Source organism: Bacillus sp. FMQ74 (assembly GCF_001875785.1).
GTDB lineage: Bacteria > Bacillota > Bacilli > Bacillales > Bacillaceae > Bacillus > Bacillus stercoris.
Genome location: NZ_MOEO01000002.1, coordinates 436,916 through 462,608 on the forward strand (window position 1 = coordinate 436,916; position 25,693 = coordinate 462,608).

The window sequence follows — 25,693 nt, forward strand, 5'->3', positions numbered from 1 at the left end:
GACTTTTAGGCAGGATATGCACCTAGCTTGTTTATTGATCAAGGCAATCGCCCAAATTAAGATGATAAAAGATTACATGCTTACTTGTGAATAAAAAAATCTATCATATATAGAAGGTGATTTGCTTCATGCGATAAGAGCATCCCTACCTTTTCTGATCATGCACTTCCCCTTTATTAAGGGACTCTTTAGTATATGTAAAAAGCGATTTTTTAAATCGCTTTTTTTGCGCAAAATCATGTTAACCTCTAACTTCTTTATCAGTAAGAACTTTTAAAGCATCTCTTACTTTTAATGCGAAGTTGACAGGTTTATCGATTGATTCGAAATGAATATACATCAGTCTTGGTTTATCAAACAACCAGTGATTATGAAGTGATGTTACAATCAGATCATGTTCCCGAAGCACACTAATAAATGGATTGATTTCTTTTTGAAGAATCACGGTTTCACCACTGCAAAGAGCGCGGCCATCTTTTGTCATTGATTCAAATGAAAACATTTGAGGAATGAGTAAAAATGATCTTCCTGGTCTTCCCAGCACTTCTGGTTTTATATTCGTTCGTGATCTCATCACTGTGCAAATTCCATTTTCAAAAGTATGCATGGTTCCACCTAAAATATCGTTGAATTCGTCACAAAGACCATGCTGTTGAATCATTTCACCATCAACTTTTGCTTCCGCACGGACTGTTCTCTTGATAAGAACTTTCATAGCCTCCCTTACTTTTCTTGCAAAGGTGAGAGGTTCGTCTATCGATTCAAAATGCATAAACATCAGACGTGGCTTATCAAACAGCCAATGATTATGAACGGCAGTTACAATAATACCAAATTCGCGTAACTCGGTCATAAACGGGTTCACTTCTTCTTGAAGTAAAACAGTCTCACCTAAACATAAAGCTCTGCCATTCCGATCCATGCTTTCAAATGAAAAGGCTTGAGGAATAAAAGGAAATGCTTCTGCTCTTCTTCCAAGTACCACTGGATGAATGTTGTTTCGAAATCTTGTAGCCGTACATACACCATTTACGACACTAGGTGTTGAATTGAGAATCCTTGCAAATTCCCTGCAAAGTTGGGATGGCTCCATGCCCATTTCTTCCACTGAATATCTCCTCCTGAATAAATTTACTACTTACTTTAAAGATATGTGGAGATGGAAAAAATGTAACACGGCAAGAGTCCATATAGAAGAAATTCAATTGTTATTTAAGTTCCAAAATGATCAATATTTCTCTAAAAAAATGAGTAGCCGAATGTGGTAATGAAGCTTCTTTTAGCTTTTTTAATATGACAGTATAAAATCCTTTGAGTAAAGAAACCTAATGGAAAAGGTCCGCTGAAAGGAGGAAGAGTATGTGGGGAAGAAAAAAATTGAAAACAAAACATCTTTGGTCTGGAAAATGGCTATTGCATCTGCTGTTTCTTGGGAAGTGGCAAAACTAGTGGGCTCTAAACACCCGTATTTAGCACCTCTATCTGTTATATTATGTTTGCAAACGACCATCGATAAGTCGATTCGATTTTCTTTTCATCGGATTGTGGGAACTGCAATTGGGGTCATTTTAACAGCCTATCTTGTTAGTCACTTACATATGAATGGTTGGATATTGGGTCTTTTAATGTTAGGCGGGACCTACATTTCAAAGTGGTTAAGATTAGATGAAACAGTTTTACATCAGGTTGCCCTCACCATTTTATTAGTATTTACGTTTGAAAGAACATCTAAAGATTATGTGCTAGATCGGATCATCGATACGATTATTGGAGTCATTATCGCTATTTTGATTCATATGTTACTTTTTCCGCCAGACTTTACAAAAAAGGCAGCCGAATCTTTTCAAACATTAGCTCATCAGCTTTCTGACATACTTTTAGAACTGTCCAAGTGGGTTCAATTAGAGTGGGGACAAGGAAAAGGGAACTTTGTGGAGAATAAAATGAACCATCTCCTACAGGAGTTGCATGCGACAAAAGAAATGTTACAAACGGCTTCTCAGAGCTTAAAATTCAACCCAATCAGAAAAAAGCATAAAATCATTCTTTCAAGATATCAAATACAGATGCAAAAGATGAATGCAGGATATGAGTATGTATCAAATATCGGGAAAACGTTAAAAGAATGGGAAAAAGAAGGGGCTTTATCTTCAAGTGACAAAATGGAGTTGGGCAATGATTTAAAAATGTTAAGTGAATTTTTTGAGGAATGTAGAGGAATACAACAGGGTGAAATAAACGATTGGAAACAGAACGAACAGAACATGCTATTGGAATCTCTCCGTTCAAAACTGTTGTACCCACCGCCTAATCATAAGGTCTATAAAGACTCTTTTTTTTTAGAAACGAAGAAATTGCTGAAAAACTTATAATATTTTTTCGTAAAAAGAATATGGATATACAGATATAGATGTAATGAGGTAAAAGCGGGGGAATAAAATGGATGATATACACCGGATTTTGGATGTAGTCGCCAATTCTAAGAATGCTATGGTATTGGCTACCATAATTATAGTAGAGGGGTCCGCTTATAAAAAAGAAGGGGCCTCCATGTTAATTTTAGGGGACAAAACAAGAGTTGGAATGTTATCTGCCGGTTGTTTGGAAGAAGATCTTGTTGAAAGGGCAGAGCAAGTTTGGGCTACAGGAGAGCCCTTGATTGTTCATTTTGATATGAGTGAGGAGGACGATTTATCCTGGGGACGGGGAGTTGGCTGTCATGGAGTTTTGACGGTTTTACTCGAGCCTGTAAAAGGGGAATTAGAAAAAAATCTTAGGGCAGTAAAGAAATGCTTAGATGTAAAAAAGTCTGTTACTCGAATGAAACGATTCACTAAAAGGTTAGAGTCAAGGGAAGATATGTATATCGTTGAAGATGGCAGCGTGTTTGGAACTGGGGATGTTAAGGAGCTAGGCTTTATTCAAAAACTGAGAAATCAGAATCCCCTTTATGATACGGAAAAGGGAATCAAAAGGGATGAACATACGTCTGATTTATTTTTTATCCATCAGATAGTTCCAAAACCTTGTTTATATGTCTTTGGAGCAGGGGAAGATGCTAAGCCATTAGTTTCTTTGGCAGCTGGTATAGGCTTTCATGTCACAGTGATTGATTGGCGTCCTTCTTTATGTCATCACGGCCATTTTCCTAAAGCCAACGATTTGATTGTAGGAGTACTGGAAGAAGTAATGGAGGGTCTGAGCATTACACAAAGGGATTTTATAGTCATTATGACCCACAGCTTTCAAAAAGATCAGATCATTTTACATAAATTTAAAAATATGAATGTGTTTTATAAAGGTGTATTAGGCCCTAGAAGGCGCACGGAACGACTATTAGGCGGGGCTCAGATTCCAGAAGATATTCATTCCCCCATTGGACTTCCCATTGGAGCACAAGGCCCCGAGGAAATTGCTATAAGTATTGTTGGCGAGATGATTAAAAAAATGCGAAAACAAAGGTCTATCTCATGAAAACAGTAGCCATATACTTGGCAGCTGGTACAAGCAGACGTATGGGGAGAGATAAGCGAAGTTTATTTCTTAATGGAGTTTCCCTAGGAAGTATGGCTCTTAAAAATGCATTGTTATCTCAATTAGATCATATTTTCGTTATAACGAGAAAGGGAGATTCACTGAATTGGCTTTCGGCTTTTTTCTTTTTATATTCTATGTCAAATAAGTGGAGTCAGGTAGAATGTGAGCAAGCGAGTAAGGGCCAGGGCCACTCCATACAATGTGGTTTAAAAAGAGCAGTAGAGCATGAGGCTGATGCCGTTATCATTCTCCTTGCAGATCAGCCATTTGTCACCACAGATATCATCAATACGTTAATTGATTCCTATCAAAGAGAGCACCACTATTCATTTATAGCTGCTGACAATCAACATCTGCCTATGCCCCCTATCTTATTTTCAAATCAATGTTTTCCAGTGTTACATCAGTTAAAGGGAGATCAAGGCGCTCGGTATGTCATCCGTGAACGTATTTTAAATACGGGAAAAATGATCAACTTCCAAGACCCTTTGCTTTTTTATGACGTAGATACAGTTGAAGATTACACTTTACTACTGAATAAATTCGGGGAGTGAATGAGTTGGAGTATATCGGGAAAAGTGTTATACGAAAAGAGGCCCTTGAAAAAGTGACAGGAAAGGCGAAATATACAAATGATTTTCAAGAAACAGGGACATTACACGCAAAAATGTTGATTAGTCCATATGCTCATGCCAATATTGCTTCTATTGACTTTTCAGAAGCTTGGAAGTTTCCTGGAGTAAAAGCGATATTGGGTGATGAACCTTTTCCGCTTGTGGGTGAAGAAATTAAAGACAGGTCGCCGATTGCTTATAAAAAAGTTAGATACCATGGTGAGCCAGTTGCTGTAGTTGTTGCGGAAAATCCAATCATAGCTAAAAAGGCGGCGGATGCCATCAAAGTGTCCTATGAACCTCTTCCCGCCGTAAATTCCCCCCGTGCTGCCTTCCAGAAGAATGCTCCCCTCGTCCATGAACATTTGGACCGCTATGAGAAGAAGGAAGGTGTATACCCGGTTCCGAAAACAAATATCGCAAACCTAAATAAAGTTAGAAAAGGAAATATTGAAGACGGGTTTAGGGAAAGTGATGTGGTAGCAGAGTTTCAAATTTCCTTTAATCCTTCTGATCACGCTGCTATGGAAACAAGATGCTCGATTGCTGAAATTCGAGAGGATGGGGAGATTATCATTACTACATCCTCTCAAGCTCCTTTTGCCATTAAAAAATTAATGGAGTGGTATTTTGGAATTGAACCTGGAAAGGTTATCGTCAAAACACCTTTAGTAGGAGGGGCGTACGGGGGAAAAGCAGCAGTTCAGTTAGAGGTTATTGCATATTTGGCATCAAAAGCAGTTGGTGGCCAGCCCGTAAAATTATTTAATTCAAGAGAAGAGGATATGATCACATCTCCTGTTCATATCGGATTGGATGCCATCGTAAAATTAGGAGCAACAAAAGATGGAATTTTAAAGGCGGCAGACATTCAGTTTTTATTTGATGGCGGAGCATACTCCGATAAAGGAGTTGACGTCAGTCGAGCTGGAGTGGTTGATTGTACGGGTCCATACGCAATCAACCATATATGGTGTGATTCATATTGTATGTATACGAATCATCCATATCCCAGTGCATTTAGAGGCTATAGTCATGCTGAAGTTTTATTTGCCTTTGAGCGAACGATAGATGTATTGGCAGAAAAGCTAAACATGGATCCATTAGAACTTCGCTATAAAAATGCCATTCGTCCTGGTGATACTACACCTACTCAAGTTCTTCTCAATTCAAGCACAGTCGGAAATGTACCAAAATGCATTGAAAGATTGAAGGAATTGATGAATTGGGATGAGGGGCAGAGAATTGAAATCGATGATCGGAAGATACGGGCAAAGGGAATGAGCTGCATTTGGAAAACATCGACATTCGATACAAATGCAACATCTGGGGTTATTTTAACCTTTAATCCTGATGGAAGCATTAATTTGATGTCAGGGGTAGTGGAAATTGGAACAGGGACAAAAACAGTGTTAGCTCAAATCTTAGCGGAACGAATGAAAATGGATATAAATAAAATTCATGTAAAAATGCTCGTAGACACGCAAACCACACCTGAGCATTGGAAAACTGTAGGAAGCAGAGGGACTTTAATGGGAGGAAGAGCCGTACTGCATGCAGCGGATGAAGCCATTTATAAGCTTAAGGAAGTGGCATCTTGTGTGTTAAGAGTTCCTGTTGAGGAATTAGAGGTGGCTAATGGAAAGGTTTATTTTTTAGATAATCCTAATGTAAATGTTGAAATAAAAGACATTGCTTACGGATATACATTTCCAAATGGAAATACCATTGGCGGCCAAATCATTGCGAGCGGCAACTACACATTAACCCGGATGACAAATTTAGACCAAGAAACAGGAAAAGGAAAGCCGGGACCCGAGTGGGCTGTAGGTGCTCAGGGAATTGAAGTTGAGTTAGATAAACGGGATTATACGTATCGAATTACGAAGGCCTATTCTGTTGTGGATATTGGAACTGTATTGAATGAAAAAGCGGCGAGGGGTCAAGTAATGGGGGCGATGAGTATGGGAATTGCATTTGGAGGAAGAGAAACCTTTGTGTTTGATCCATACGGAAGAGTATTAAATCCTCAACTTAGAACATACAGACCCCTTCGCTATGGAGAGCAGCCTGAATATATCATTGAATTTATTGAAACTCCCCATCTGATTGCGCCTTATGGGGCACGCGGCGGCGGGGAACATGGACTGTTGGGGATGCCTGCAGCTTTAGGAAATTGCCTTTCTGCCGCGTTAGGTGTCCAATTGAATCAACTTCCTCTGATTCCTGAACATTTATGGAGAACGCAAGAGGGGTGGAAAGATGATACCGTTTGATTTTGAATACTTTAAACCAAAGACAATTCAAGAAACAACCCATCTATTTCACACTCTTGCGGCCGAAAAGAAAACACCAATATATTATTCCGGCGGAACTGAAATCATAACCTTAGGAAGGTTGAATCTCATCTATACGGATGCAGCTATAGATATTAATGCACTTCCGGAATTTCATACCATCCGTTTTCATGAAAAGTATCTAGTGATCGGAGCAGGTGTGTCATTAACGAAAGTGGAGGAAGAAAATCCGTTTCCGTTATTAAGTAAAACAGTAAGTGAAATCGCAGACCGGACGGCTCGAAATAAAATCAGCCTAGGTGGAAATATTTGCGGGAGCATCTATTACCGTGAGGCAGTCTTGCCGTTGTTAATTACCGATAGTTTGGTAGGAATTGCAGGGAGAGCAGGGCTTCGTTACCTTCCTATAAATAAAGTATTTAACAGGGAAATGCAATTACAAAAAGGGGATTTTTTATTTCATATCCTTATTGATCGAACGTATATAGAATTGCCATTTGTAAGTATAAAAAGAAGACAGCAGTGGAATGTTGGGTATCCATTGGTGACAGTTTGCGCACTAAAAAAAGATGAAGAGGTTAGAATGGCCTTTAGCGGCGTATGTCCATTTCCTTTTCGTTCTGCTGAAATGGAGGCAATGTTTAACGATAAAAGCTACTCATTAGAGGACAGAGTGCGCAGGTCTATACAGTATCTGCCCAAACCCATTCTTGATGATGTAGAAGGCTCAAGTGAATATCGGATATTTGTCTTGCAACATGCAATCTTGGATGCCTTACATGAATTAGAAGGAGGCCCAAATGTCTAATCCTATTACATTAAAAATAAATGGTAAGGAAAGACGGATTACTGTCAGACCAGCCGATACTTTGTTATATGCCCTTCGTCTTCGTCTTGGATTAACTGGTTCAAAGCCAGGCTGCTTAAATGGCGATTGTGGCGCTTGTACGGTATTAATAGATGGAGTACCGATGAAATCTTGTTTGATGCTTGCAGTAGAAGGTGAAGGAAAGGATATGACTACAATTGAAGGACTTATCAATACGCCAATTCAAAAGGCTTTTATTGAGAAATTTGCGTTTCAATGTGGCTATTGTACACCAGGTTTTCTAATGAATTGTCATGCTTTAGTGAATACTGAGCCGAATGCTGGTGATGAAACGATAAAAGATTGGCTGGAGTCCAATATTTGCAGATGTACTGGTTATAGGGAGATTGAAGAAGCAGTTAAATCTGTTTTACATACAGTGAAAGAGACTCATTAACGATTACCAATGCTCATCATTAAAAAAATTAACATCCGGATAACATTACGTAAGATCTTTTCTTCTAATGAGATCCTTAAAGCCTGAGATGAATTGAATGTTTCATCCAGGCTTTTTTAAGGTATAACATAGCCTTATCCCAGGGGTAATGCATATAGGCAATGATGAGTCAGCTTCCTGTAATGACGAAACGTATCTTAGCAAACGAAGAAGTGCTTGGAAAACCTATAGCTCTTTTACCATTACCTTCTCGCCATTAAAATCGAGTTCACCATTAAAGTGAAAACCAAACCTTTGATAAAGGCGTATAGCATGAATATTATTTTCAAATATACTCAAATAAATTCTCTTGCATTTATATAGCTCAGCAAGGTGCTGAATGAGAGCTTTAAGCATTTTCTTCCCTAGTCCTTTTCCCTGGTAGTGTTCGTCAATAAAAAATCGGTCAAGCCAAACCCGTCCATTTTTATTATCTTTATCATACTCGGGAAACAATCCATACATTGCAAAACCGACTAGATCTCCTTCATAGTAAAGCCCGACAGGTTTATAATAGTGACATTTTTTTGCATCCTCTAAACATACTTTTGCAGATTCAATATATGATAATTGATTCTGGCTGACATGCAGATCAAGAATTGCAGCACGATTATCATCAGTTACTGCTTTTATTTTTATACTCATACTACATTCTCCTTTTTTCTTATCCCGGTTAGGCTGCGGCTTATGGTGATGGCAGATGAAATCCTGATATTGCTAAAACTCAGCATAAACTATATTCATGTCAAGCAACATGTAGCCTATCAAATTAAGTACCTTATCTTATTGTGCCTAACCAGGGGCATTCCCTGCATCCAAATGACTTGACTTTATAGAGAATGAATTAATTCAAAGCTGTAACATCATTCTTTTTTTCTTTCCAAACCATTGTAAGACCAAGGCCGATAATCATAACGAAACCTGCAAATAGGAAAGGAAAATGAATGTTAAGATCAAATAGGATACCGCCTAGAGCGGGACCAAATATATTTCCCAGGCTGGTGTATGTGGAATTCATGCCTGCTACGAAACCCTGCTGGTTACCGGCCATATTGGATAAATGAGCAGTTAAGGCCGGACGTAGCAAATCGAACGCCAGAAAAATAAAACAAGTTACAAGCAAAACAGTTAAAAATCCTGACACAACAGTAGACACGAAAGCTAAGATCGCTCCGGTTATTAAGCACAGCTGAATCATTCTTTTCTCTCCAAGTTTGTTGACCAATTTCCCGAAAAGTAAAACTTGAATAACTACCGCCACAATGGAACTAATCGTAATAATGGTTGCAATATCTTTTGGTGTGAAGCCAAATTTATGATCAGAAAACAAGCTGAATACCGTTTCATAAGCTGATAAACCAAAAGCCATTACAAAGACGATAATAAATGCAATGAAATAGACAGGATGAATGGATCTCTTCAAGTCTTTAATGAAATTTGATTCCTTTGTATGAGATGAGAGTTGATGGCGTTCTTCTATCGACAATGACTCTTTTAGTATAAAAACGGAAGTGACAGCTGCTATTAATGCGATGGCGGAGGCGAAGAAAAACGGCATGCGGATACCAAAGCCGGCAATAAATCCTCCCGCACCAGGCCCAATAATAAAGCCTGTGCTAATTGCAGCAGAAACATACCCCATAGCCTTTGACCTTTCCTTTAGGGTTGTCATATCAGCTACATATGCTGTTACCGCGGTCATGATAAAAGCAGCACTTATGCCACCCAATATCCTTGAAACATAAAAGATTGAAATATGGGTCCCTAATCCAAAAATCAGCTCTGATAAGCTGAATATAAGCAACCCGAGAATAATCATTTTTTTTCGCCCGAAACGGTCAACCCACCTTCCCGCAAAAGGTGAAGCAATTAACTGAGAAATGGCAAAAGCCGCAACAAGATAACCCATAGTGCTGCCGGATAAATGCATGATTTTCATAAAAGAAGGCATAACCGGAATAATTAGACCGATACCAAGAAATGCTACGAAGATGTTGCTTAATAGTATAATGAATATCGTTTTTTGCTCATGTATTGATTTTTTCATCTAAATTCCCCTTTACTAAATTGAAACCGTGTTTACCTAATCTTTTCTCTGTAGAATGAAGCCATTTTCCAGTACAATCAAATCATAAGGTATATGGTTACCGTATAGTCAAGGAGGTTTTTATGAGCGAAGATGTTAGGAAGTATTTCACAACAGGTGAGTTTTCGAAGCTCTGCCGTGTAAAAAAACAAACCTTATTTCATTATGATGAGATTGGTCTATTCTCTCCGGAAATAAAAAAAGAAAATGGGTATAGGTATTATTCCTATCATCAATTTGAGATTTTTCAAGTCATCAGACTATTTAAAGAGCTTGGCGTTCCTTTAAAAAAAATAAAGTGTCTAATAAAAGGGAAAACACCAGATAAAATCCTGCATGTTCTAAAAGAAAAATCTATTGAGATTGATAAAAAAATAAATGAGCTTAAGCAGCTGCAAACGATCTTACATACAAAAGTGGCGCTTACTGAACAAGCACTTGAGACTGATTTTTCCTCAATTTCATTTGAGTATTTACATGAAGAAAAATTTATGTTAAGTCGAAAAACATTAAACTTACCAGAACGAAAATATGTGGCTGCCATTTCAGAACTCATTCATGAAGTTCAACAATATGAATTAGATGAAGGATATCCGATCGGCGGAATTTTTGCACGGGAACAAATATTAGAAAAAGACTTCTACAATTACAGTTATTTTTATATAAAAGTAAAAGATGGGGCAGAGAACATAAATTATCATGTACGGCCAAAAGGCCTTTATGCAGTTGGATATGAAATAGGCGGAAACACTGAAGAGGCGTATCGCAGAATCATTGAGTTCATTGACAAGAATGGAATGCAAATAGGGGAAAATGCATATGAGGAATATATGCTGGATGAGATGGTAGTTGACGGGTATGAAAATACATATGCCAAAATCCTCCTTCAAGTTAAGGAGGTGTAAGATTACGAGATGTTGATATGGAAAAATTGTTACTATTGTGTGCCCAAGAAGAATATAAACTGGTTAAATAAAAGCGAGCCCACACCCTACTTCAAAAGCTGCACCATTGAATAAATAGCAATGTCTATCTTTATTCGCTGGTTATAATTATTTGTAAAGTTTTAAAAATTCTAGGCTATTGAAATTCAACATCCAGAAAACGATTATACGGGCGGTGATAAATTATTCATCCGTGAATCAAACGGTGATCGAACATTCCATTTTGTGTTTGATATGAGTTTCTTGATTTAGCACACTCCCTTAATAAATGCATAGGATACTATCACAAAAATTTATAATTGTGGGGAACTTAAAATGTACTATAACCCTTTTTCGCCTCAATGTTATTATTATGTGACTGTACCGATGTATAAAGATGGAAGATCTGTTTATTGGTCTATTCCAAATGAGATGGATCACGTACACAGATGTGCCGATTTGCGCTCTTTATATGAAGATAGAAACCTTCTCTTGAAGGATTATGGACCAAAACCATTTGTTGTAAATATCAATAGAGCCACAAAACAAAACAATACATTCCGTACGGCTTTATGGACAGGGAAGCATTTTCAAGTGACTTTGATGAGTCTTGGTATTGGAGAAGACATTGGTTTGGAAATCCATCCTAACGTTGACCAGTTCTTACGGATTGAGCAGGGGCGTGGGACCGTTAAAATGGGAAGGAGCAAAGATCATTTGAACTTTCAAAGAAATGTCTATGATGATTCTGCCATTGTTGTCCCTGCCGGCACTTGGCATAACGTGATTAATACAGGGAATACGCCATTAAAACTTTACTCCATTTATGCTCCTCCTCACCATCCATTTGGTACAGTTCATGAAACCAAAACAGATGCAGTGGCTGCGGAAGATTAGCATAGATATTCGCAGAATTCTATGTAATTGGAGTCACATCCAGCATGAAACATGAGGAACCAGTACCTAAGAATTGTTTTTATGCAAATGAAACCCAATATAATATCCAAGCAGTCTTGTGCTAATTTTGAAAGTAATTGATAAAATAAAGTCGATTTAAAATAAAATCGGCTTATTTCTTTATTCGAGTTACTTTTTAGCAGAATTGGCATTATCGAAATGAATCTATCAGCTCAAAGAAAGTAACTTTCACGCTTGACTATATACCTATGGGGGTATATTATTGTTTTGTGAATAACAAAGTGTTAATAAGGTGGTGTAAGTAGTATCAATTATTTAGTTATTGCATTCCTGCTTATTTTTGTGATTATCATTGCAACCTATAGACGTTATTATCCTATAACCGGACTCTCTTGTATCCATAAAGATAAATTAGAGGCTATGGACATCACAATATTAGATATTCGTCATTATAACGATGTACGCAATTTTTCGGATGATATTATTTTAAACATCCCATATGCGTATCTAAAACGTTTTTATTTAGAGATTCCACGTGATAAAATACACGTAATAGCCCGTGATCGGGTGGAATTAAATTTAGGAGTGCGTTTTCTAAAGCGCAAAGGTATCCATGTAAACAGTTATGAACTGGCAGCATGTAAATGTAAAAATAAATGAAAGAAAGGATTTAATTGATATATGGAGTATGATCAAAAGATTAAAAACCGCTTACGACGGATAGAAGGACAAATTAAAGGTGTATTGACTATGATGGAACAAGGAAAAGATTGTAGAGAGGTTGTGACCCAATTAGCCGCTTCCCGTAATGCTATCGATCGAGCGATGGGTTTAATTGTGAGCACAAATCTTGAACATTGTGTTCGTGAAAGTTTAGAAAAAGGCGAAGACACACAAAATTTAGTAAAAGAAGCAGTCGACTTATTGGTAAAGAGCCGATAAAAATTCATCAACCTATATTTAAGGTTGACGAATTTTTATATGCGTTATATTATACCCCCTCCGGTATTTAGTGAGTTGAATAAATAGCAGATCTTTTTAAAAAAATTTTTTGATTTCAATATACCCTATGGGGTAATTAGTTAGGAGAATAAACATGACAGAACAAACCAAACGCACAACAATTGTTTTATTTAGCGGGGATTATGATAAAGCAATGGCAGCCTATATTATTGCAAATGGTGCAGCTGCCTACGATCATAAAGTGACGATCTTCCATACTTTTTGGGGTTTAAACGCTTTACGTAAAGAAGAGCTGATTCCAGTGAAAAAAGGATTTCTTGAAAAAATGTTTGGAAAGATGATGCCTCGTGGTGCTGATAAGATGGGTTTATCTAAAATGAACTTTGCAGGTATGGGCCCTAAAATGATTAAAAATGTGATGAAAAAGCATAATGCACTTCCTTTGCCTCAGTTGATTGAGATGGCTCAAGAACAGGGGGTAAAGCTCGTAGCTTGTACGATGACAATGGATCTTCTTGGTTTACAGGAAAAAGAACTATTAGATGATATCGACTATGCTGGTGTAGCAGCTTATTTGGCAGATGCTGAGGAAGGCAGTATCAACTTATTTATCTAATGTTACTCATTTACTCATTGCTAAGCGGAATGAGAAGTGTATAGGCAAGTAAAAATATTGAAGAAACAAGGATTTAAAAACATCACAAATATAAAAGGGGCCATGAATACATGGTATTAACTTCTAGTGAGAAACTTTTTGTATATTTATATACCCCCATCCCTATATGAGAAAAGGAGGAAAACATGATGAAAGCAACTATTGTACTAGACGCTAAAGGTTTGGCGTGTCCAATGCCTATCGTAAAAACGAAGAAGAGAATGAAGGATTTAAAAGCTGGTGAAGTATTGGAAATTCAAGCGACAGATAAAGGTTCCACAGCAGATCTGGAAGCATGGGCAAAAAGTACAGGCCATGAATATCTAGGTACTGAAACAGAGGGAGAAATACTTCGTCATTTTCTTCGAAAAGGAGGAGAGCATTCATCAGAAAATGCATCTTCAATTCCTGAGATTTCATTAGAAGCTTTCAAACAGAAAGTGGATAGTGACGAGTCTCTTAACATTTTAGATGTACGAGAGATAGAGGAGTATGAAAAAGCTCATATTCCTGGAGTTGTTCATATCCCTCTTGGTGAAGTAGAAAAGCGCTCTAACGAATTAAACAAAAATGATGAAATTTATATTATCTGCCATTCGGGAAGAAGAAGTGAAATGGCGGCCCAAACCATGAAAAAACAAGGTTTTAAAAAAGTTATTAATGTTGTCCCCGGTATGCGGGATTGGACAGGTAAAACAGAATAAATAAAAGGGATGATAAACAGATGAGTACAAGAGTAGCGATTATTGCGGAAAATGATGGTCTGTTTGATGCTTATAAAGTATTTAATGTTGCAACAAGGAAGGTTGTAGGAAAGCAAATGTGCCTTCTATTCTTAACTGATTGAAATGGGAGTTGCATGAATTGGTTGTCAAGTAACGATGGACGTTATGGGTTTAACAAAAGATGATTTTATGGAAGGAATCGAAGTAGGCGGGGCTGTTACCTTTTTAGATTTTGCTAAAGGTGCTGATGTATCCTTAACATTTTAGTCCCGCTAAAAGATTCGATATAGGAGGTATTGAAGCATGACCGTAAAGGCAATGACCCCAAAAGATGTGACAAAAAAAATCTTTAACAAAGAACCTTTATTTATTTTGGATGTGCGTAATGAAAATGATTTTAACGATTGGAAGATTGAAGGACATTATTTTGACTATTTAAATGTACCGTATTTCGATCTTTTAGATGGCGTAGAAGATATCTTGGAGAAAATTCCTTCTGATAAAGAAGTGCTGGTCGTTTGTGCAAAAGAAGGTTCATCCGTCATGGTATCGGAAATGCTTTCTGAAGCAGGTCATTCTGTATCCTATCTTAAGGGTGGAATGAAAGCATGGAGCGAACATTTAGAGCCGGTAAAAGTCGGGGATTTAAAAGATGGCGGCGAGATGTATCAGTTTGTTCGAATCGGTAAAGGCTGCCTGTCATACATGGTCATTTCCAATGGTGAAGCAGCGATTATTGATGCGACACGTATGGTGAATTTCTTTATAGATTTTGCGAAGGGGAAGGGTGCAACGATAACTCACGTATTTGATACACATCTTCACGCGGACCATATTTCAGGTGGCAGAGTCATTGCTGAAAAAACAAAAGCAACCTATTGGTTACCGCCTAAAGATGCTGAAGAAGTGGTATTCGATTATCAGCCGTTGGAAGAAGGAAATGATATGATCCTTGGAAATACAACGATTAAAATTCAACCGATTTATTCTCCGGGGCACACGATTGGCTCCACTTCTTTCATTGTCGATGACCAGTATCTTCTTTCAGGTGATATCTTGTTTATTGATTCAATCGGCAGACCAGACTTAGCCGGTATGGCAGAAGATTGGGTAGGAGATTTAAGAAAAACGCTTTATAGCCGTTACAATGCGTTATCAAAGGATTTAATTGTATTACCGGCACACTTTATGATCATTGACGAGCTAAATGAGAATGGAAGTGTTGGTAAAAAACTAAGTACATTATTTAGCGAGAACCATGGTTTGAACATTGCGGATGAAACAGAATTTAGACACCTAGTAACAGACCATTTGCCTCCGCAACCAAATGCATACCAAGAGATTCGAGAAACAAACATGGGGAAAATCAGCCCAGATGAAGAAAAACAGCGTGAAATGGAGATTGGTCCAAACCGCTGTGCAATACGGTAACACAAGTTTCTATTAAAAAGAGGAGAGATGAACATGAAATCAGATAAAGTATTAGACGCAAAAGGCCTGGCATGCCCAATGCCAATCGTCAGGACAAAGAAAGCGATGAATGAACTGGAATCAGGTCAAATATTAGAAGTGCATGCAACAGATAAGGGAGCTAAAAGTGATCTTGCAGCATGGTCTAAATCAGGCGGGCATGACCTTATAGAGCAAACTGATGAAGGCGATGTATTGAAATTCTGGATTAAAAAAGGCTAATGAATGGAAAGGGTATCGAATAAAAAGATACCCTTTTCCTTTGAAAGGAGGAAACCAAAGTGGATATTGCCTTTATCACAACTCTTTTCATTATAGGGTTTATTGCTGCCTTTATTTCCGGAATGATTGGTATTGGCGGAGCAGTTATTAATTATCCAATGCTATTGTACATTCCTTCTTTAGTGGGAGTGATGTCATTAACTGCCCATGAAGTTTCAGGGATAGGGGCTATTCAAGTTTTCTTTGCGACACTTGGCGGTGTTTGGGCTTATCGTAAGAGTGGTCTTCTAAATAAAGCATTAATTATTTACATGGGAAGCAGCATCCTTTTAGGGAGTGTATTGGGGAGTTACTTTTCTCATTATATATCTGAAAAAGGAATTAACTTTATATACGGAATTCTGGCTATTATAGCAGTTATTTTAATGTTTATACCTAAAAAAGGACAAGAACATAGCGAAGACAAGGAAGTGATATTTAATAAATGGTTGGCTTCGTCCCTAGCGTTTATCATTGGTGGCGTATCAGGTATTTTAGGAGCTGGCGGCGCCTTTATCCTGGTCCCCATTATGGTATCAATTTTAAATATTCCTGTTAGAATCACAGTCGCTTCATCTCTTGCGATTACATTTCTTTCATCTATTGGCGCAACAGTTGGAAAAGTAATCACAGGCCAGATTCTTTTTGTACCAGCTCTGGTTCTTATGATTGCTAGTTTAATTGCTTCTCCTATTGGCGCATCAGTTGGGCAAAAAGCAAATACAAGATTCCTGCAATGGATTTTAGCGCTATTAATAGGTGCGACAGCTATTAAAATTTGGTTAGAGCTCCTTTGATATATGTCAGCGGAAAATGAAAGATTAAAAGATTCATCACTCGTTGGTTTCTTATTAATGTTATGACACTTGGCCATGTTCAATAAATGTTTCAAGTATTTGATGAAATTCATTTTGATAATGGTGACTTGGATTAGTACTATGAAGATAACTAGAGAAAAATTAATACTAAATCGGTGTAAAAAGTGGTTATTAATACGAAGGATTGAAAAAGAAGAACACGCAGCAGATTCACTTGCTCTTGTGAGGAGGGGGAAGTGTTGACAACCCTATTGCTGGTTTAATTAAGGAAGGAGTATAAAACCTGTATCAAAGATGTTACTAGATATCTACGACACAGGTTTTATATTTAGGTAACTAATATTCTTATATTTACCTTTGCATTTTTTTATTATGCAATAGTTGATTCTATTTCTGTTTTCAATTTTTCGAACCATTCTAAATTAACCAAGTGATGTGAACGGGAATTTTCGTTCATACGGCGAAAGTAATCGATTGTGCCGGGAATTTCTTGAGTGATGGACAGGTACTCATCAAGGAGCTCGATTCGAGCTTTAGTCTGATCGATTTGTGATTGGATCAGATCCAGTAATTTATTTTTGTCGAATTCATCGGCAAAGAGTAACGCCCCATAAAATTGCAGGTTCACATATTCCGATTTGGTGCCGTATTTGATCATTAATTTTTCGAATTCTGCCCTTCCCGATTCTGTAACTTTAAAGTTACGGATTTCACGCCCGCTGGTTGAGGGTTTCTGCTGAAGCTGTTCAATAAAACGCTTTTCTTCAAGTTGCTGAAGATTGTAATAAAATGAACCTTTCGTGAAGTTAACAATGTATTTGTAATGACGTTTTTCCATTAAGGCCAGAAGTTCGTAGCCGTGAGCTCCGGGGTTTTGGATTAGCAAGCCAAGGATAAGTAAGGGAATCATGGTTTCATCACCTTCGCCATCCGCGCCTCAAATTCCGCGTACGTGATTTTACCCGAAGCCAAATCCATACTATGAAGGTAAATCTGTTCTGTTTTAGAATAGTCACCATTCACTTTCAGCGATTGCTCCTCTCCCGAAATGGGTTTCAGGATATGGTATTTTTTCGAAAAAGCCTCGAAATAGCGGTAACCGAATTTGCGTTGTGAAGCTGCGTCTAAATGAATGCCATCAGGATTCGCAGTCAAACCTGCTGCAGTAACAAAATAACAATTCTGTTGTTCATTAGCAAAGCGCAGCAATTGTTCATTAACCTGTCGAAATTCAGTCGCGTGCTGTCCAAAACCGGTCTTTCCAAGAAAGTCACCAAGCCCTCCAATAATCAACGGTACCTCATCAAGTTCCAACTCGTTTCTTAGCGTCTCGATGATAAGAGTTAATTTCTCGTAATAAGTTTCATGTAGCGAACGATAACTGTCACTCTCACCTTGGTGCCAAAGGATTCCACAAATTTGACTGGATTGTAGGGCGAAGCGGGCTTCGGACAAAGCATGCTGAAAAAGGATGCCTTCCGGATGCCAGTCATTCAATGAACTGCCACCTTCCGCACAAGGGATCAAGCCAATTTCTTCATCGGGATGAGCTTTCGACCATGCATCTGCAAAAGATGCCGCCAGGCCAACGCCGGAAACCGGCCGGTCGTAATTAATCGGCTCTGTCATCATCTGCCACTGTCCATTGCGCAGCATTTTTATTTTTTCATTATAGATAGGGTCTACTTCATTCAAAAATCCACGGCCCGCCATATTCGACTGCCCCAACATTAAAAAAGACTTTATCATCTTATTTTTCACTTCTTTACATAAATATTTTAGTCTAATTAGACTATAGTCAATTCAGTTTGTCTTGTAAAGTTTTAATAAGGTTTTACTTTTATTATTAGTATGTATGAAAAACAAACTAACATTGAAAATTTGGTGGATGTATTTGAGAAATAGCAAGTTCTTTTGCTTTTTCTTATCCAACTATCGGGGGCTTAGTTCAATAACGATCTTCCACAATCGGGCGCGATTATTGAACAAGAACTAAAGGAGTGATACATATTAGTCAGGTATAATATGTATCACTCCTTATTTTTTATGGATTTTTTTGATTTAGGTCTTGATAAACAATGAAAAAACAACAAAAACCCTGTCATGTAAGGGTTCCTATGAGGTTCAAAATCATTTTTCATAGGAAATACGTTCAATGATGGGGATATATTCCAAATAAAATGGATTGTTAAAAAGAGAGGGCTATGTTGAAGAGGTTAAATATCAATAAAAAATTATTAAAAAGGTTAACGATTGTACCAATTCTATTCATTTGTTATGTTTTATTTTTAAATCCTGAAGTTATACTTGAAGAGCAATGTCCTAATAAGCCTTATAGTTTAACAATCGTAAAGCACGGGACAGGTATATTTGATAAGAAAATTGTTCTAATATATTACAAGATCAACGGAAAAACAGTAGCTGTTGGGGATTTGGTGTTTTTTGAGAATTTGGGCAGGGATATAGATGTTACTTGGGATACGAACACTGATGATGGAACTTGGTGGATAGATAAAAGTGTACATTTAACCATGACTTATGCTAAAAATTTTAAGGGGGATTTAGACAAGAAAGATATTGATTTTGATTATGGTACTGTCCAATAATAGTGAAGTGAAATAGGAATATACACTAAAAGAACCGCCAGTTGCGGTTTTTTTGTGTTTAGATTTAAACGGATTTAGGAGCAGTTTTTTCTTTCTTTGCAAGTACCATGATTCCAGAAGATTATCATAAGTATTGCTGGTATTAGGTAGAACAAATCAATACATAACTTGACAACTTAGTAGTAAAACTCGATGTCATGAGAAAGGTCGAAGTCCTATTCATTTATGACTTATTCAAACCAATAAACGGTCAGCCAAGGGCAACCGATTGGCAGGTTGAACAAATCCAGTCAGTCTTAAATTATCGTTATTTGAATCACAAGCCTTTGCTGATTTCTTCGGAGTTAACAATCGATGAGATTTTGGATATAGACGAGGCTCTAAGTTCACGAATTCACCAGATGTGCCGTGATTACATAGTGATTATTAAAGGCGATCGAATGCTATTAAATCATAGGTTAGGTGATCGGGAATGAAGGAGAAAACGAATGTAAAAGCAACTGGTGGACTTTATATATTCGGACCTTTAAGTCCTACAGAAGGTAAAGATCTTACGCCAACTATCCGTTTACTTGAGGAAAAAATAAAGCAAATGGAGCGGATGCTGAGTGCTTAAAGCAGTCGTGTCTCTGCTGGCAATTTTACTCTCCGCACCGAGAATAGAAAAAGAAATTCAGCTATGGGAACAGCTTGACGGGAGGTAAAGAACAGTTGGATTGCATTAAGTTCACTGTTTATGGTGAGCCAGTCGCACAAGGACGGCCGCGTGGATCAATACGAAATGGGAAGGTGCATATGCGAGATCCAGCGAAATCAAAGCATTTCAAGCAGTATGTAGCTTTGGTTGCGTCTCAGCATCGACTAGAAACAATTATTACTGGTCCTGTCTCAATGGATGTCAAAGTGTACAGACCAATGCCAAAATCAGTTTCAAACTCATCAAAGAAGAAAGAGAAAGCTGAAAAAGGTCTTCTGCGGCCTACTACAAAGCCTGATGTTGATAACTATGTAAAGGGTGTAAAAGACGCTCTGAACCATCTTATTTATAAAGATGATAGTCAGGTAGTTGACCTGAAAGTCAGCAAGTTTTATAGCGAAGAGCCAAGGGTGGAGATCAAAATAAAAGAGGTTTCTGCCTAAAAATAAAAAACACCGAAGCGCTTAGCTCAGTGTTCTTGATATGAACTGGTACTTCTATCATAACATAGGGGGCGCTTTGAGTGTACAATCCAAGAGAAATAAACATCAAAAAAGACTTCACTATTCAGCAGAAAATTGACCCAGGGAAAGTTCAAATCATTGTTTTAGATGGGAATCAAGGTACTGCCCATGTCTTAGATGCTCCGGAGCACGGTAAAACTGTTATTCAAACTGTAAAGGGGAGCTTTACGCGGGTTGATCATGAGATAGGGTTTAAAGTGAAATGATTCTGGAGATTCAACTTTAAAATGTGTAGTGTTTGTAAACCTTGATAGAATATAAAATCAAATTATTCTTCTTTAAATAAGTGGGTTCTGTGTTATTATTTACCTTGATACGTTAAAAAGGGTGAAAGACATTGCGGAAACTTAGAGATAGTGATATCCGGGAAGTTTTGTTAACTCATTTGCTTAATAAATTTTCCGATGATGAAAATATAAAAATAATCAATGAATTAGGTGTTCTTCATGGACAATCTAGAGTAGATATAGCTGTGATTAATGGTATGCTTCATGGATTTGAAATTAAAAGCGAAAGCGATACATTATTAAGACTGCCAAGTCAGATAGAAGACTATAATAAGGTATTTGACAGAATGACAATAGTTGTTCAGAGAAATCATTTACATGCGATCCGAAAAATAGTTCCAAAATGGTGGGGAATTCTTCTTGTTACAAGGAATAAAGATCAAATAAATTTAAGGGAAGTTAGAAAAGGGAGATGTAATTTGAAAGTAGACCCGTTTTCATTAACTCACTTGCTATGGAGAAATGAAGCACTCGATATTTTGAAAGAAAGAGGTTTGCAAAAAGGATACTTAAGCAAACCTCGGGCAGAATTATATGAAAAGATCTGTAATAGTTTCACTTTGGAAGAGATAAAGGTTATTGTGAACGAGCAACTAAGGAATCGTGAAAACTGGAGAGTTGATTGCTAGCCAAAGTTAAATGGTGGTTAGTTCCAACTTTCCTCCAAGTTTCTGCATTACCTGTACTATTTCTTCCATGTGCACATTCATATATATAATTGTCACCATAAGAGTAGTCCTTACCATAAAAGCTATGATGCTCAATTAGTCTTTTACATAATGTTTGAGCTTGTTGCCACTTTCCGAATTTCGGACTTCTTACTGAATGTCCTCTAAAAAATAGATAATCCTCATTTGAGGTATACCTAATATTTGCGGCCATTTGTATCAATCGAGGATCAATTGATATGTATTCAGGATTAGAAATTACATAATCACCGAATGATGGGAATCTTGATAAATTAGTTGATAATAACTTTTTGTAGATGAGCCATTCGCTTCTAGGAATGCTTCCATCTGTACCAGTTGGTATTGAAGATAAATTCTCTGGAACGCTCGTTCCTATAAAGGTAAGGGTTCTCCAATCATTTATATATGGAAGTGTTAATAATGTACCCGCGACTAATGAAGACATACGTGATGTGTGATTGGGGTCGATGTATCTATAATCTAGAATAATATCAATTTTTTCTGGAGAGGCTGGGAATTTTCTTAAGAAAGTACTTATTAATTCATCAGTATTATCTAAATGCTTATCTGACAAGCGTAAGCAGTATCCTGTATCATAAGTCTCTATAATGATACGAACAGCCTGTTCATAATTCAGACCAGAATTCGGACATATAACAGGAATTGCATTTAAATTTTCTTTTAATAATGAATCAAAAATATGTTTCAGTGGGTGTATTTTATTGACGGTCATTTCTTCGTCATCAATACATATTTGAAAAGCATCGATAAATATAGTGTTAGTACTGCCCCAAGAATTTTTTAATTGACTAGCAAAATTCTTAATATGTTCATCAATTGTTTTTTTAGGACATTCGTTCTCGAAATCCCAGTCTATGGGCGGGATCTCTACTAATGGTGTAATTTTATTTTTAATTTTGTCATCAAGTTCTTTAATTGCATTTTGTTCACCTCTTTTCCATCTTAATACTGGAACATAATGATTTTCATTAAACATACTAAAAACCTCCAATTTTTAGGATAAATGTATTACGAGCCGAAAAAACAAAGGTTTCATAAATTCAGAAAAATTATTACATTCTTTTTAAAATTCAACTTGATTATGGAAATACTTGATGAAATCGATGATTTAAATGAGGCTTGCTATATCATACGAAGATTTTTTTATGATTATTTCAGGAGTGATTAAATGTTAAAAAGAATACTTACTTATTTAAAATCAAGTGAAAATAGATGGCTAATTGTAGGATGGTTATTTGTTTTTGTAGCTGTACTGACTCCTACAGTGCTATTAATTAAATTAAATAGTAGTTTAAATCTTAAGAAATTCGATTCTTTAGGACCAATTGGAGATTTTCTAGGTGGAACCACAGTTGGGTTATTATCACTTGCCAGTATAGTTTTTGTAGTCGCGACTATCTCAATGCAGAAGAAGGAACTAGCATTGCAAAGAAAAGAATTAACTATGCAAAGGGATGAATTAAAAAGGACTAGAGAAGAATTCGAACTTTCTAATCAAACTTTGTTGAAACAGCAGTTTGAAAATACATTTTTTAATATGATTAATCTGCATCACAATATTTTAAAGGACTTAAAATTAGAGAGAAAAGAAAAAGTTTTCGCTGGAAGATATGTATTTGAACAACAATATAAACAATTAAAACAGATTTATAACAGTATAATAAAACAAGATTTTTTTAATGAGACAATACATCAACTTGTTAACAGTGAGAAAATACAAAAAACAAATCAAATAACTAAAATTCTTTTCTTAAAAGAAAAGAGAGATGAGTTATTCGAGAAATTACAAGACAATATTTCTGCTTATTCTTATATTGATGAATATGACGAAATACAAATTGATACGCGTTATTATGAAGCTGAAGAAAAAATTTATAATGAAACAGATACGCATTGGTTGCAGATTAAAAAAGATGCAGAAAATTATTTTGAAAATTACATGAAGAATAATGAAGAAGTTTGTAGAGAATATTTGTTATCAACAAAAACAATGTTTAATTATGTTCTCACAGAAAAAGATAGTAATAAAATAGGTAAAGAATTTTTTTTCGATGATATAACAATTAACTTTTTACTTGAATTTAAGAAAGATTTTCTGCTCTCTCCATTAAAGGATTTGAGAAATAATGCTGATGAGTTAATGTATAGTCAAAATGAAGATGTAATAGGACATTATTTTAGAAATCTTTATAGGATAATAAAGTTTATACAGGATGGAAAGTTTAGTGATGATATTGAAGAAAATGAATTAGAACAAAGAAAGTATAGAGGCATTCTTCGGGCTCAACTTTCATCAATTGAACTATTAATGCTTTTCTATAACATAACTTATTCAGAAAAAGGAAAGAAGTTTGCTGATTTGATTTTAAATAAAAATTTCTTTGATGACCATTTAGTGAAATCAAAATTTTTATGGACAAATGACAATCAAGAATTAAGAAAAATTAATTAAACTAGTCCAAGACGGAAAGCCTGCGGACACTGAACTTACACGCTGTTTGTTTGGTGTCCGTTTTTTTATTTGGAAAAGGAGGACACACATGCATCGAAAAGAAATTGAAAATCTAATCAATAGTTATCACTGGATGGTGAAAGAGGTTCATCGATTGCAGAGAGTACTCTATGATTCAGTAATTCCAATGAAAAATTGGGGTGTTGCTCAATACGGATTAGAAGCTGCTATGCCAAAAGGAAGTCCCGGGAAGAGTCAGGCTGAATTGCGGCAAATGGATATGAGAGAGGAACGTCTTCTCAAACGGCTTAAGTATTATGAAGAGCGAGTATATGCAGCGGAGTTAGGTGCCGAAATAATCAAAGGGGAGCAGCATAAAGTCATTTATGATTGCATGATGGAGGGTATGAGCTATCGCGCAATAGGTCTTCACCTTGGCATTTCAAGGGAAACTGTACGAAAAATGAAGGATGAATTGATCAGCCAATTATGCCAAGATTGCCACTTTGAGCGTATGTTGAATCTGAAAAAATCTGTGGTGTAAAATGGGAGGCAGGTCGGCGCGTCAGAATTTTATTGAGCCACCTAAACCATATAGTACACAAGATAATGAATCATACGACAAATTATGCAAAGTGTTCCTTTGTTCACCGATAATAAAGGTGGGGGAGGAGACAAATGAAAAAGATTTGTTTGTTATTTATGTTAGTTGGTATTGTGGCGGTAATTAGTGCATGTTCTTCAGAAGATCCGACTGACGATACATCGGTAAACTCTTTCGATTCATCAACAGATGATTTAACGGACCATACATCTGATGAATTAGATACAGATAGTGGTGAATCTGATAGCTCAATTTATACTGAAGAAGAATTAGAGAGTGATCCAAAAGCACCTTCTTCAAATCCAAATGATTACAATGATGACGGAGAGTATGTACCAGAGAATGGGGTTTCAGATAACCCAGCTGATTATAATGCCAACGGAGAATATAAACCAGTTGAAGACATGACTCAAGAAGAGATTGAAAAAGAATTGGAAAGTATGATTGGGGATAGCATAAATCAATAATTTTTTCATTAGACACCTATTAGGTGTCTTTTTTATGTTCAATCGTTCGACAAATTTTGCAAAATGTTCTTTGTCATAACCTCTTGCCGATATTAAGGTAGGAGGTGAAAACATGACTAGAGCAATTAATGTCAACCAGCAACATTTGCTTGAACAACTAGCAGGCGGATCGGTAAACCATCAATGCACTTCAGAAGCTCTAATTGATATTCTCATCGACAAAAAGGTATTTACAGAAGAAGAATTCGTTAAATATCAAAAGCATCATTTAGAACATTCAGCAGATGAGCATTCTGCAGAGCTTTTAGGTATTAGTAAGGAACATTACACTATGAGCAGAAAATAATACTTTCTTTATTTGCGTATAAACAGGATTTTGTCCATGCATTAATTGGGGGGAATAAAAATTAATAGCAAGTTTACCGATGCTAAATCAATAGCAAAATATTTATCTAAAAACTATGGGAAAGCCTATCGAGAAAATATTACGTTTCAAGAAAATTTTAAACAAGGTATAATAAATAACCACAGTAAAAAAGAAATAAAGATGATGTCTAAAAGGCTTGAGGGTTCAGTTAATCTCTCTAGAGACACGAGTCATTTTAATACAATTCCTTTTACTATTTTTATTGGACTGTTTGGAGGAATAGTTCCTTTAATAAATGGATTTTTGACTTTCAATTCCCGTGTCTTCGATAATTTAAATAAAGGAAATATAAAAAATATAGTTGAATCTTTTCACTTTTTTAATAGTTTTTATCAAGTTGCTTTGTAT

The 25,693-nt window shown here is 36.6% G+C and carries 29 protein-coding genes and 5 pseudogenes; 28 read left to right on the forward strand and 6 right to left on the reverse strand.

Annotated features, from left to right (window positions below):
* Window positions 1-241 precede the first annotated feature (241 nt).
* Window positions 242-1,108 carry a DUF1259 domain-containing protein gene (locus BLL41_RS06700; protein WP_071577238.1) on the reverse strand — a complete coding sequence of 289 codons (867 nt, stop codon included), beginning with the start codon at window positions 1,106-1,108 and terminating at the stop codon, window positions 242-244.
* A gap of 298 nt (window positions 1,109-1,406) precedes the next feature.
* Here BLL41_RS06700 and BLL41_RS06705 point away from each other — a divergent pair, with 298 nt between their 5' ends.
* From BLL41_RS06705 to BLL41_RS06730, 6 genes are all read left to right on the forward strand, one after another.
* Window positions 1,407-2,372, forward strand: a complete 966-nt coding sequence (locus tag BLL41_RS06705; protein WP_071577273.1) for an FUSC family protein — start codon at window positions 1,407-1,409, stop codon at window positions 2,370-2,372.
* Between the two features lie 67 nt (window positions 2,373-2,439).
* Window positions 2,440-3,474: an XdhC family protein gene (locus tag BLL41_RS06710; RefSeq protein WP_071577239.1), complete on the forward strand. Its 1,035-nt coding sequence runs from the start codon at window positions 2,440-2,442 to the stop codon at window positions 3,472-3,474.
* The gene (locus tag BLL41_RS06715) at window positions 3,471-4,091 is read left to right on the forward strand and encodes an NTP transferase domain-containing protein (RefSeq protein WP_071577240.1); all 621 of its coding nucleotides are present in this window, start codon (window positions 3,471-3,473) and stop codon (window positions 4,089-4,091) included. The genes BLL41_RS06710 and BLL41_RS06715 overlap by 4 nt, the downstream gene beginning before the upstream one ends.
* A 5-nt stretch (window positions 4,092-4,096) precedes the next feature.
* Entirely contained in the window at window positions 4,097-6,427 is a 2,331-nt protein-coding gene (locus BLL41_RS06720; RefSeq protein ID WP_071577241.1) for a xanthine dehydrogenase family protein molybdopterin-binding subunit, read from the forward strand.
* Window positions 6,414-7,256 carry an FAD binding domain-containing protein gene (locus tag BLL41_RS06725; RefSeq protein WP_071577242.1) on the forward strand — a complete coding sequence of 281 codons (843 nt, stop codon included), beginning with the start codon at window positions 6,414-6,416 and terminating at the stop codon, window positions 7,254-7,256. The genes BLL41_RS06720 and BLL41_RS06725 overlap by 14 nt, the downstream gene beginning before the upstream one ends.
* Complete coding sequence (locus BLL41_RS06730; RefSeq protein ID WP_071577243.1) at window positions 7,249-7,713, forward strand: (2Fe-2S)-binding protein; 465 nt, start codon at window positions 7,249-7,251, stop codon at window positions 7,711-7,713. The genes BLL41_RS06725 and BLL41_RS06730 overlap by 8 nt, the downstream gene beginning before the upstream one ends.
* Before the next feature lie 225 nt (window positions 7,714-7,938).
* Here the strand turns inward: BLL41_RS06730 and bltD are convergent, their stop codons facing one another.
* Window positions 7,939-8,397 (reverse strand): spermine/spermidine acetyltransferase, encoded by a 459-nt coding sequence (gene bltD, locus BLL41_RS06735; protein ID WP_071577244.1) that lies wholly within the window; start codon window positions 8,395-8,397, stop codon window positions 7,939-7,941.
* 199 nt (window positions 8,398-8,596) lie between these two features.
* A complete protein-coding gene (gene blt / locus BLL41_RS06740) occupies window positions 8,597-9,799 on the reverse strand; it encodes a multidrug efflux MFS transporter Blt (RefSeq protein ID WP_071577245.1) in 1,203 nt (400 codons plus the stop codon).
* 122 nt (window positions 9,800-9,921) lie between these two features.
* On the opposite strand from blt, the gene bltR reads away from it, so the two are divergent.
* The 11 genes and pseudogenes from bltR (at window position 9,922) to BLL41_RS06795 (ending at window position 16,550) form a co-directional block, all read left to right on the forward strand.
* Window positions 9,922-10,743: a multidrug efflux transcriptional regulator BltR gene (bltR, locus tag BLL41_RS06745; RefSeq protein ID WP_071577246.1), complete on the forward strand. Its 822-nt coding sequence runs from the start codon at window positions 9,922-9,924 to the stop codon at window positions 10,741-10,743.
* 354 nt (window positions 10,744-11,097) lie between these two features.
* Complete coding sequence (locus BLL41_RS06755) at window positions 11,098-11,658, forward strand: cupin domain-containing protein (RefSeq protein ID WP_071577247.1); 561 nt, start codon at window positions 11,098-11,100, stop codon at window positions 11,656-11,658.
* A gap of 363 nt (window positions 11,659-12,021) precedes the next feature.
* Window positions 12,022-12,339, forward strand: coding sequence for a sulfurtransferase (locus tag BLL41_RS23005; protein ID WP_083427947.1), 318 nt, complete (start codon window positions 12,022-12,024; stop codon window positions 12,337-12,339).
* 21 nt (window positions 12,340-12,360) lie between these two features.
* Complete coding sequence (locus BLL41_RS06765; protein WP_003237170.1) at window positions 12,361-12,621, forward strand: metal-sensitive transcriptional regulator; 261 nt, start codon at window positions 12,361-12,363, stop codon at window positions 12,619-12,621.
* Between the two features lie 154 nt (window positions 12,622-12,775).
* Window positions 12,776-13,258 carry a DsrE/DsrF/DrsH-like family protein gene (locus BLL41_RS06770; RefSeq protein WP_071577248.1) on the forward strand — a complete coding sequence of 161 codons (483 nt, stop codon included), beginning with the start codon at window positions 12,776-12,778 and terminating at the stop codon, window positions 13,256-13,258.
* A 23-nt stretch (window positions 13,259-13,281) separates the two neighbouring features.
* A pseudogene (locus tag BLL41_RS23270) lies at window positions 13,282-13,378 on the forward strand (rhodanese-like domain-containing protein); the annotation flags it as partial.
* 65 nt (window positions 13,379-13,443) lie between these two features.
* Entirely contained in the window at window positions 13,444-14,001 is a 558-nt protein-coding gene (locus BLL41_RS06775; protein ID WP_071577249.1) for a sulfurtransferase TusA family protein, read from the forward strand.
* Between the two features lie 20 nt (window positions 14,002-14,021).
* Window positions 14,022-14,289: pseudogene (locus BLL41_RS22340) on the forward strand (DsrE/DsrF/DrsH-like family protein).
* Window positions 14,290-14,318: 29 nt separating this feature from the next.
* Window positions 14,319-15,453 (forward strand): annotated as a pseudogene (locus tag BLL41_RS06785) (MBL fold metallo-hydrolase).
* Between the two features lie 33 nt (window positions 15,454-15,486).
* Complete coding sequence (locus tag BLL41_RS06790) at window positions 15,487-15,714, forward strand: sulfurtransferase TusA family protein (RefSeq protein WP_071577252.1); 228 nt, start codon at window positions 15,487-15,489, stop codon at window positions 15,712-15,714.
* A 59-nt stretch (window positions 15,715-15,773) separates the two neighbouring features.
* On the forward strand, window positions 15,774-16,550 hold the full coding sequence (locus BLL41_RS06795) for a sulfite exporter TauE/SafE family protein (RefSeq protein WP_071577253.1): 777 nt from the start codon (window positions 15,774-15,776) through the stop codon (window positions 16,548-16,550).
* A 391-nt stretch (window positions 16,551-16,941) separates the two neighbouring features.
* On the opposite strand, the gene BLL41_RS06800 is transcribed toward BLL41_RS06795, so the two are convergent.
* Together BLL41_RS06800 and BLL41_RS06805 are read right to left on the reverse strand one after the other, a co-directional pair.
* Window positions 16,942-17,481 (reverse strand): PadR family transcriptional regulator, encoded by a 540-nt coding sequence (locus tag BLL41_RS06800; RefSeq protein WP_071577254.1) that lies wholly within the window; start codon window positions 17,479-17,481, stop codon window positions 16,942-16,944.
* Window positions 17,478-18,320: a sialate O-acetylesterase gene (locus BLL41_RS06805; protein WP_071577255.1), complete on the reverse strand. Its 843-nt coding sequence runs from the start codon at window positions 18,318-18,320 to the stop codon at window positions 17,478-17,480. Before BLL41_RS06805 ends, BLL41_RS06800 begins: the two co-directional genes overlap by 4 nt.
* A gap of 455 nt (window positions 18,321-18,775) precedes the next feature.
* Between BLL41_RS06805 and BLL41_RS06810 the strand changes: the two genes are divergently transcribed.
* From BLL41_RS06810 to BLL41_RS06840, 6 genes and pseudogenes are all read left to right on the forward strand, one after another.
* Complete coding sequence (locus tag BLL41_RS06810) at window positions 18,776-19,177, forward strand: hypothetical protein (RefSeq protein WP_071577256.1); 402 nt, start codon at window positions 18,776-18,778, stop codon at window positions 19,175-19,177.
* 170 nt (window positions 19,178-19,347) lie between these two features.
* A pseudogene (locus tag BLL41_RS06815) lies at window positions 19,348-19,653 on the forward strand (ATP-binding protein); the annotation flags it as partial.
* Complete coding sequence (locus BLL41_RS06820) at window positions 19,650-19,793, forward strand: hypothetical protein (RefSeq protein WP_021480126.1); 144 nt, start codon at window positions 19,650-19,652, stop codon at window positions 19,791-19,793. The pseudogene BLL41_RS06815 and the gene BLL41_RS06820, both read left to right, overlap by 4 nt.
* Window positions 19,794-19,888: 95 nt before the next feature.
* Window positions 19,889-20,317 carry a RusA family crossover junction endodeoxyribonuclease gene (locus BLL41_RS06830; RefSeq protein WP_071577257.1) on the forward strand — a complete coding sequence of 143 codons (429 nt, stop codon included), beginning with the start codon at window positions 19,889-19,891 and terminating at the stop codon, window positions 20,315-20,317.
* Between the two features lie 80 nt (window positions 20,318-20,397).
* Window positions 20,398-20,604: an XtrA/YqaO family protein gene (locus BLL41_RS06835; protein ID WP_071577258.1), complete on the forward strand. Its 207-nt coding sequence runs from the start codon at window positions 20,398-20,400 to the stop codon at window positions 20,602-20,604.
* Between the two features lie 131 nt (window positions 20,605-20,735).
* A complete protein-coding gene (locus BLL41_RS06840; RefSeq protein ID WP_071577259.1) occupies window positions 20,736-21,314 on the forward strand; it encodes a sce7726 family protein in 579 nt (192 codons plus the stop codon).
* Here the strand turns inward: BLL41_RS06840 and BLL41_RS06845 are convergent.
* Window positions 21,262-22,371: a beta family protein gene (locus tag BLL41_RS06845; RefSeq protein WP_071577260.1), complete on the reverse strand. Its 1,110-nt coding sequence runs from the start codon at window positions 22,369-22,371 to the stop codon at window positions 21,262-21,264. The genes BLL41_RS06840 and BLL41_RS06845 overlap by 53 nt on opposite strands.
* A 192-nt stretch (window positions 22,372-22,563) precedes the next feature.
* On the opposite strand from BLL41_RS06845, the gene BLL41_RS06850 reads away from it, so the two are divergent.
* The 5 genes and pseudogenes from BLL41_RS06850 to BLL41_RS22895 all read left to right on the forward strand — a co-directional run.
* Window positions 22,564-23,847 carry a putative phage abortive infection protein gene (locus BLL41_RS06850; RefSeq protein WP_071577261.1) on the forward strand — a complete coding sequence of 428 codons (1,284 nt, stop codon included), beginning with the start codon at window positions 22,564-22,566 and terminating at the stop codon, window positions 23,845-23,847.
* A gap of 88 nt (window positions 23,848-23,935) precedes the next feature.
* Window positions 23,936-24,391: an RNA polymerase sigma factor gene (locus tag BLL41_RS06855; RefSeq protein WP_071577262.1), complete on the forward strand. Its 456-nt coding sequence runs from the start codon at window positions 23,936-23,938 to the stop codon at window positions 24,389-24,391.
* A 134-nt stretch (window positions 24,392-24,525) separates the two neighbouring features.
* Entirely contained in the window at window positions 24,526-24,918 is a 393-nt protein-coding gene (locus BLL41_RS06860) for a hypothetical protein (protein ID WP_071577263.1), read from the forward strand.
* 112 nt (window positions 24,919-25,030) lie between these two features.
* Window positions 25,031-25,264 carry a hypothetical protein gene (locus BLL41_RS06865; protein ID WP_071577264.1) on the forward strand — a complete coding sequence of 78 codons (234 nt, stop codon included), beginning with the start codon at window positions 25,031-25,033 and terminating at the stop codon, window positions 25,262-25,264.
* Window positions 25,265-25,309: 45 nt separating this feature from the next.
* Window positions 25,310-25,693, forward strand: a pseudogene (locus tag BLL41_RS22895) (hypothetical protein); the annotation flags it as partial.

Excerpts from the sequence above, each read along its gene's own strand:
- BLL41_RS06850 (WP_071577261.1), top strand. The coding sequence starts at position 22,564 with ATGTTAAAAAGAATACTTACTTATTTAAAATCAAGTGAAAATAGATGG.
- blt (WP_071577245.1), bottom strand. The coding sequence starts at position 9,799 with ATGAAAAAATCAATACATGAGCAAAAAACGATATTCATTATACTATTA.
- BLL41_RS06715 (WP_071577240.1), top strand. The coding sequence starts at position 3,471 with ATGAAAACAGTAGCCATATACTTGGCAGCTGGTACAAGCAGACGTATG.
- BLL41_RS06710 (WP_071577239.1), top strand. The coding sequence starts at position 2,440 with ATGGATGATATACACCGGATTTTGGATGTAGTCGCCAATTCTAAGAAT.
- BLL41_RS06865 (WP_071577264.1), top strand. The coding sequence starts at position 25,031 with ATGACTAGAGCAATTAATGTCAACCAGCAACATTTGCTTGAACAACTA.
- BLL41_RS06725 (WP_071577242.1), top strand. The coding sequence starts at position 6,414 with ATGATACCGTTTGATTTTGAATACTTTAAACCAAAGACAATTCAAGAA.
- bltR (WP_071577246.1), top strand. The coding sequence starts at position 9,922 with ATGAGCGAAGATGTTAGGAAGTATTTCACAACAGGTGAGTTTTCGAAG.
- BLL41_RS06755 (WP_071577247.1), top strand. The coding sequence starts at position 11,098 with ATGTACTATAACCCTTTTTCGCCTCAATGTTATTATTATGTGACTGTA.
- BLL41_RS06705 (WP_071577273.1), top strand. The coding sequence starts at position 1,407 with ATGGCTATTGCATCTGCTGTTTCTTGGGAAGTGGCAAAACTAGTGGGC.
- BLL41_RS06845 (WP_071577260.1), bottom strand. The coding sequence starts at position 22,371 with ATGTTTAATGAAAATCATTATGTTCCAGTATTAAGATGGAAAAGAGGT.
- bltD (WP_071577244.1), bottom strand. The coding sequence starts at position 8,397 with ATGAGTATAAAAATAAAAGCAGTAACTGATGATAATCGTGCTGCAATT.
- BLL41_RS06805 (WP_071577255.1), bottom strand. The coding sequence starts at position 18,320 with ATGATAAAGTCTTTTTTAATGTTGGGGCAGTCGAATATGGCGGGCCGT.
- BLL41_RS06775 (WP_071577249.1), top strand. The coding sequence starts at position 13,444 with ATGATGAAAGCAACTATTGTACTAGACGCTAAAGGTTTGGCGTGTCCA.
- BLL41_RS06800 (WP_071577254.1), bottom strand. The coding sequence starts at position 17,481 with ATGATTCCCTTACTTATCCTTGGCTTGCTAATCCAAAACCCCGGAGCT.
- BLL41_RS06765 (WP_003237170.1), top strand. The coding sequence starts at position 12,361 with ATGGAGTATGATCAAAAGATTAAAAACCGCTTACGACGGATAGAAGGA.
- BLL41_RS06820 (WP_021480126.1), top strand. The coding sequence starts at position 19,650 with ATGAAGGAGAAAACGAATGTAAAAGCAACTGGTGGACTTTATATATTC.
- BLL41_RS06855 (WP_071577262.1), top strand. The coding sequence starts at position 23,936 with ATGCATCGAAAAGAAATTGAAAATCTAATCAATAGTTATCACTGGATG.
- BLL41_RS06770 (WP_071577248.1), top strand. The coding sequence starts at position 12,776 with ATGACAGAACAAACCAAACGCACAACAATTGTTTTATTTAGCGGGGAT.
- BLL41_RS06790 (WP_071577252.1), top strand. The coding sequence starts at position 15,487 with ATGAAATCAGATAAAGTATTAGACGCAAAAGGCCTGGCATGCCCAATG.
- BLL41_RS06860 (WP_071577263.1), top strand. The coding sequence starts at position 24,526 with ATGAAAAAGATTTGTTTGTTATTTATGTTAGTTGGTATTGTGGCGGTA.
- BLL41_RS06730 (WP_071577243.1), top strand. The coding sequence starts at position 7,249 with ATGTCTAATCCTATTACATTAAAAATAAATGGTAAGGAAAGACGGATT.
- BLL41_RS06810 (WP_071577256.1), top strand. The coding sequence starts at position 18,776 with ATGTTGAAGAGGTTAAATATCAATAAAAAATTATTAAAAAGGTTAACG.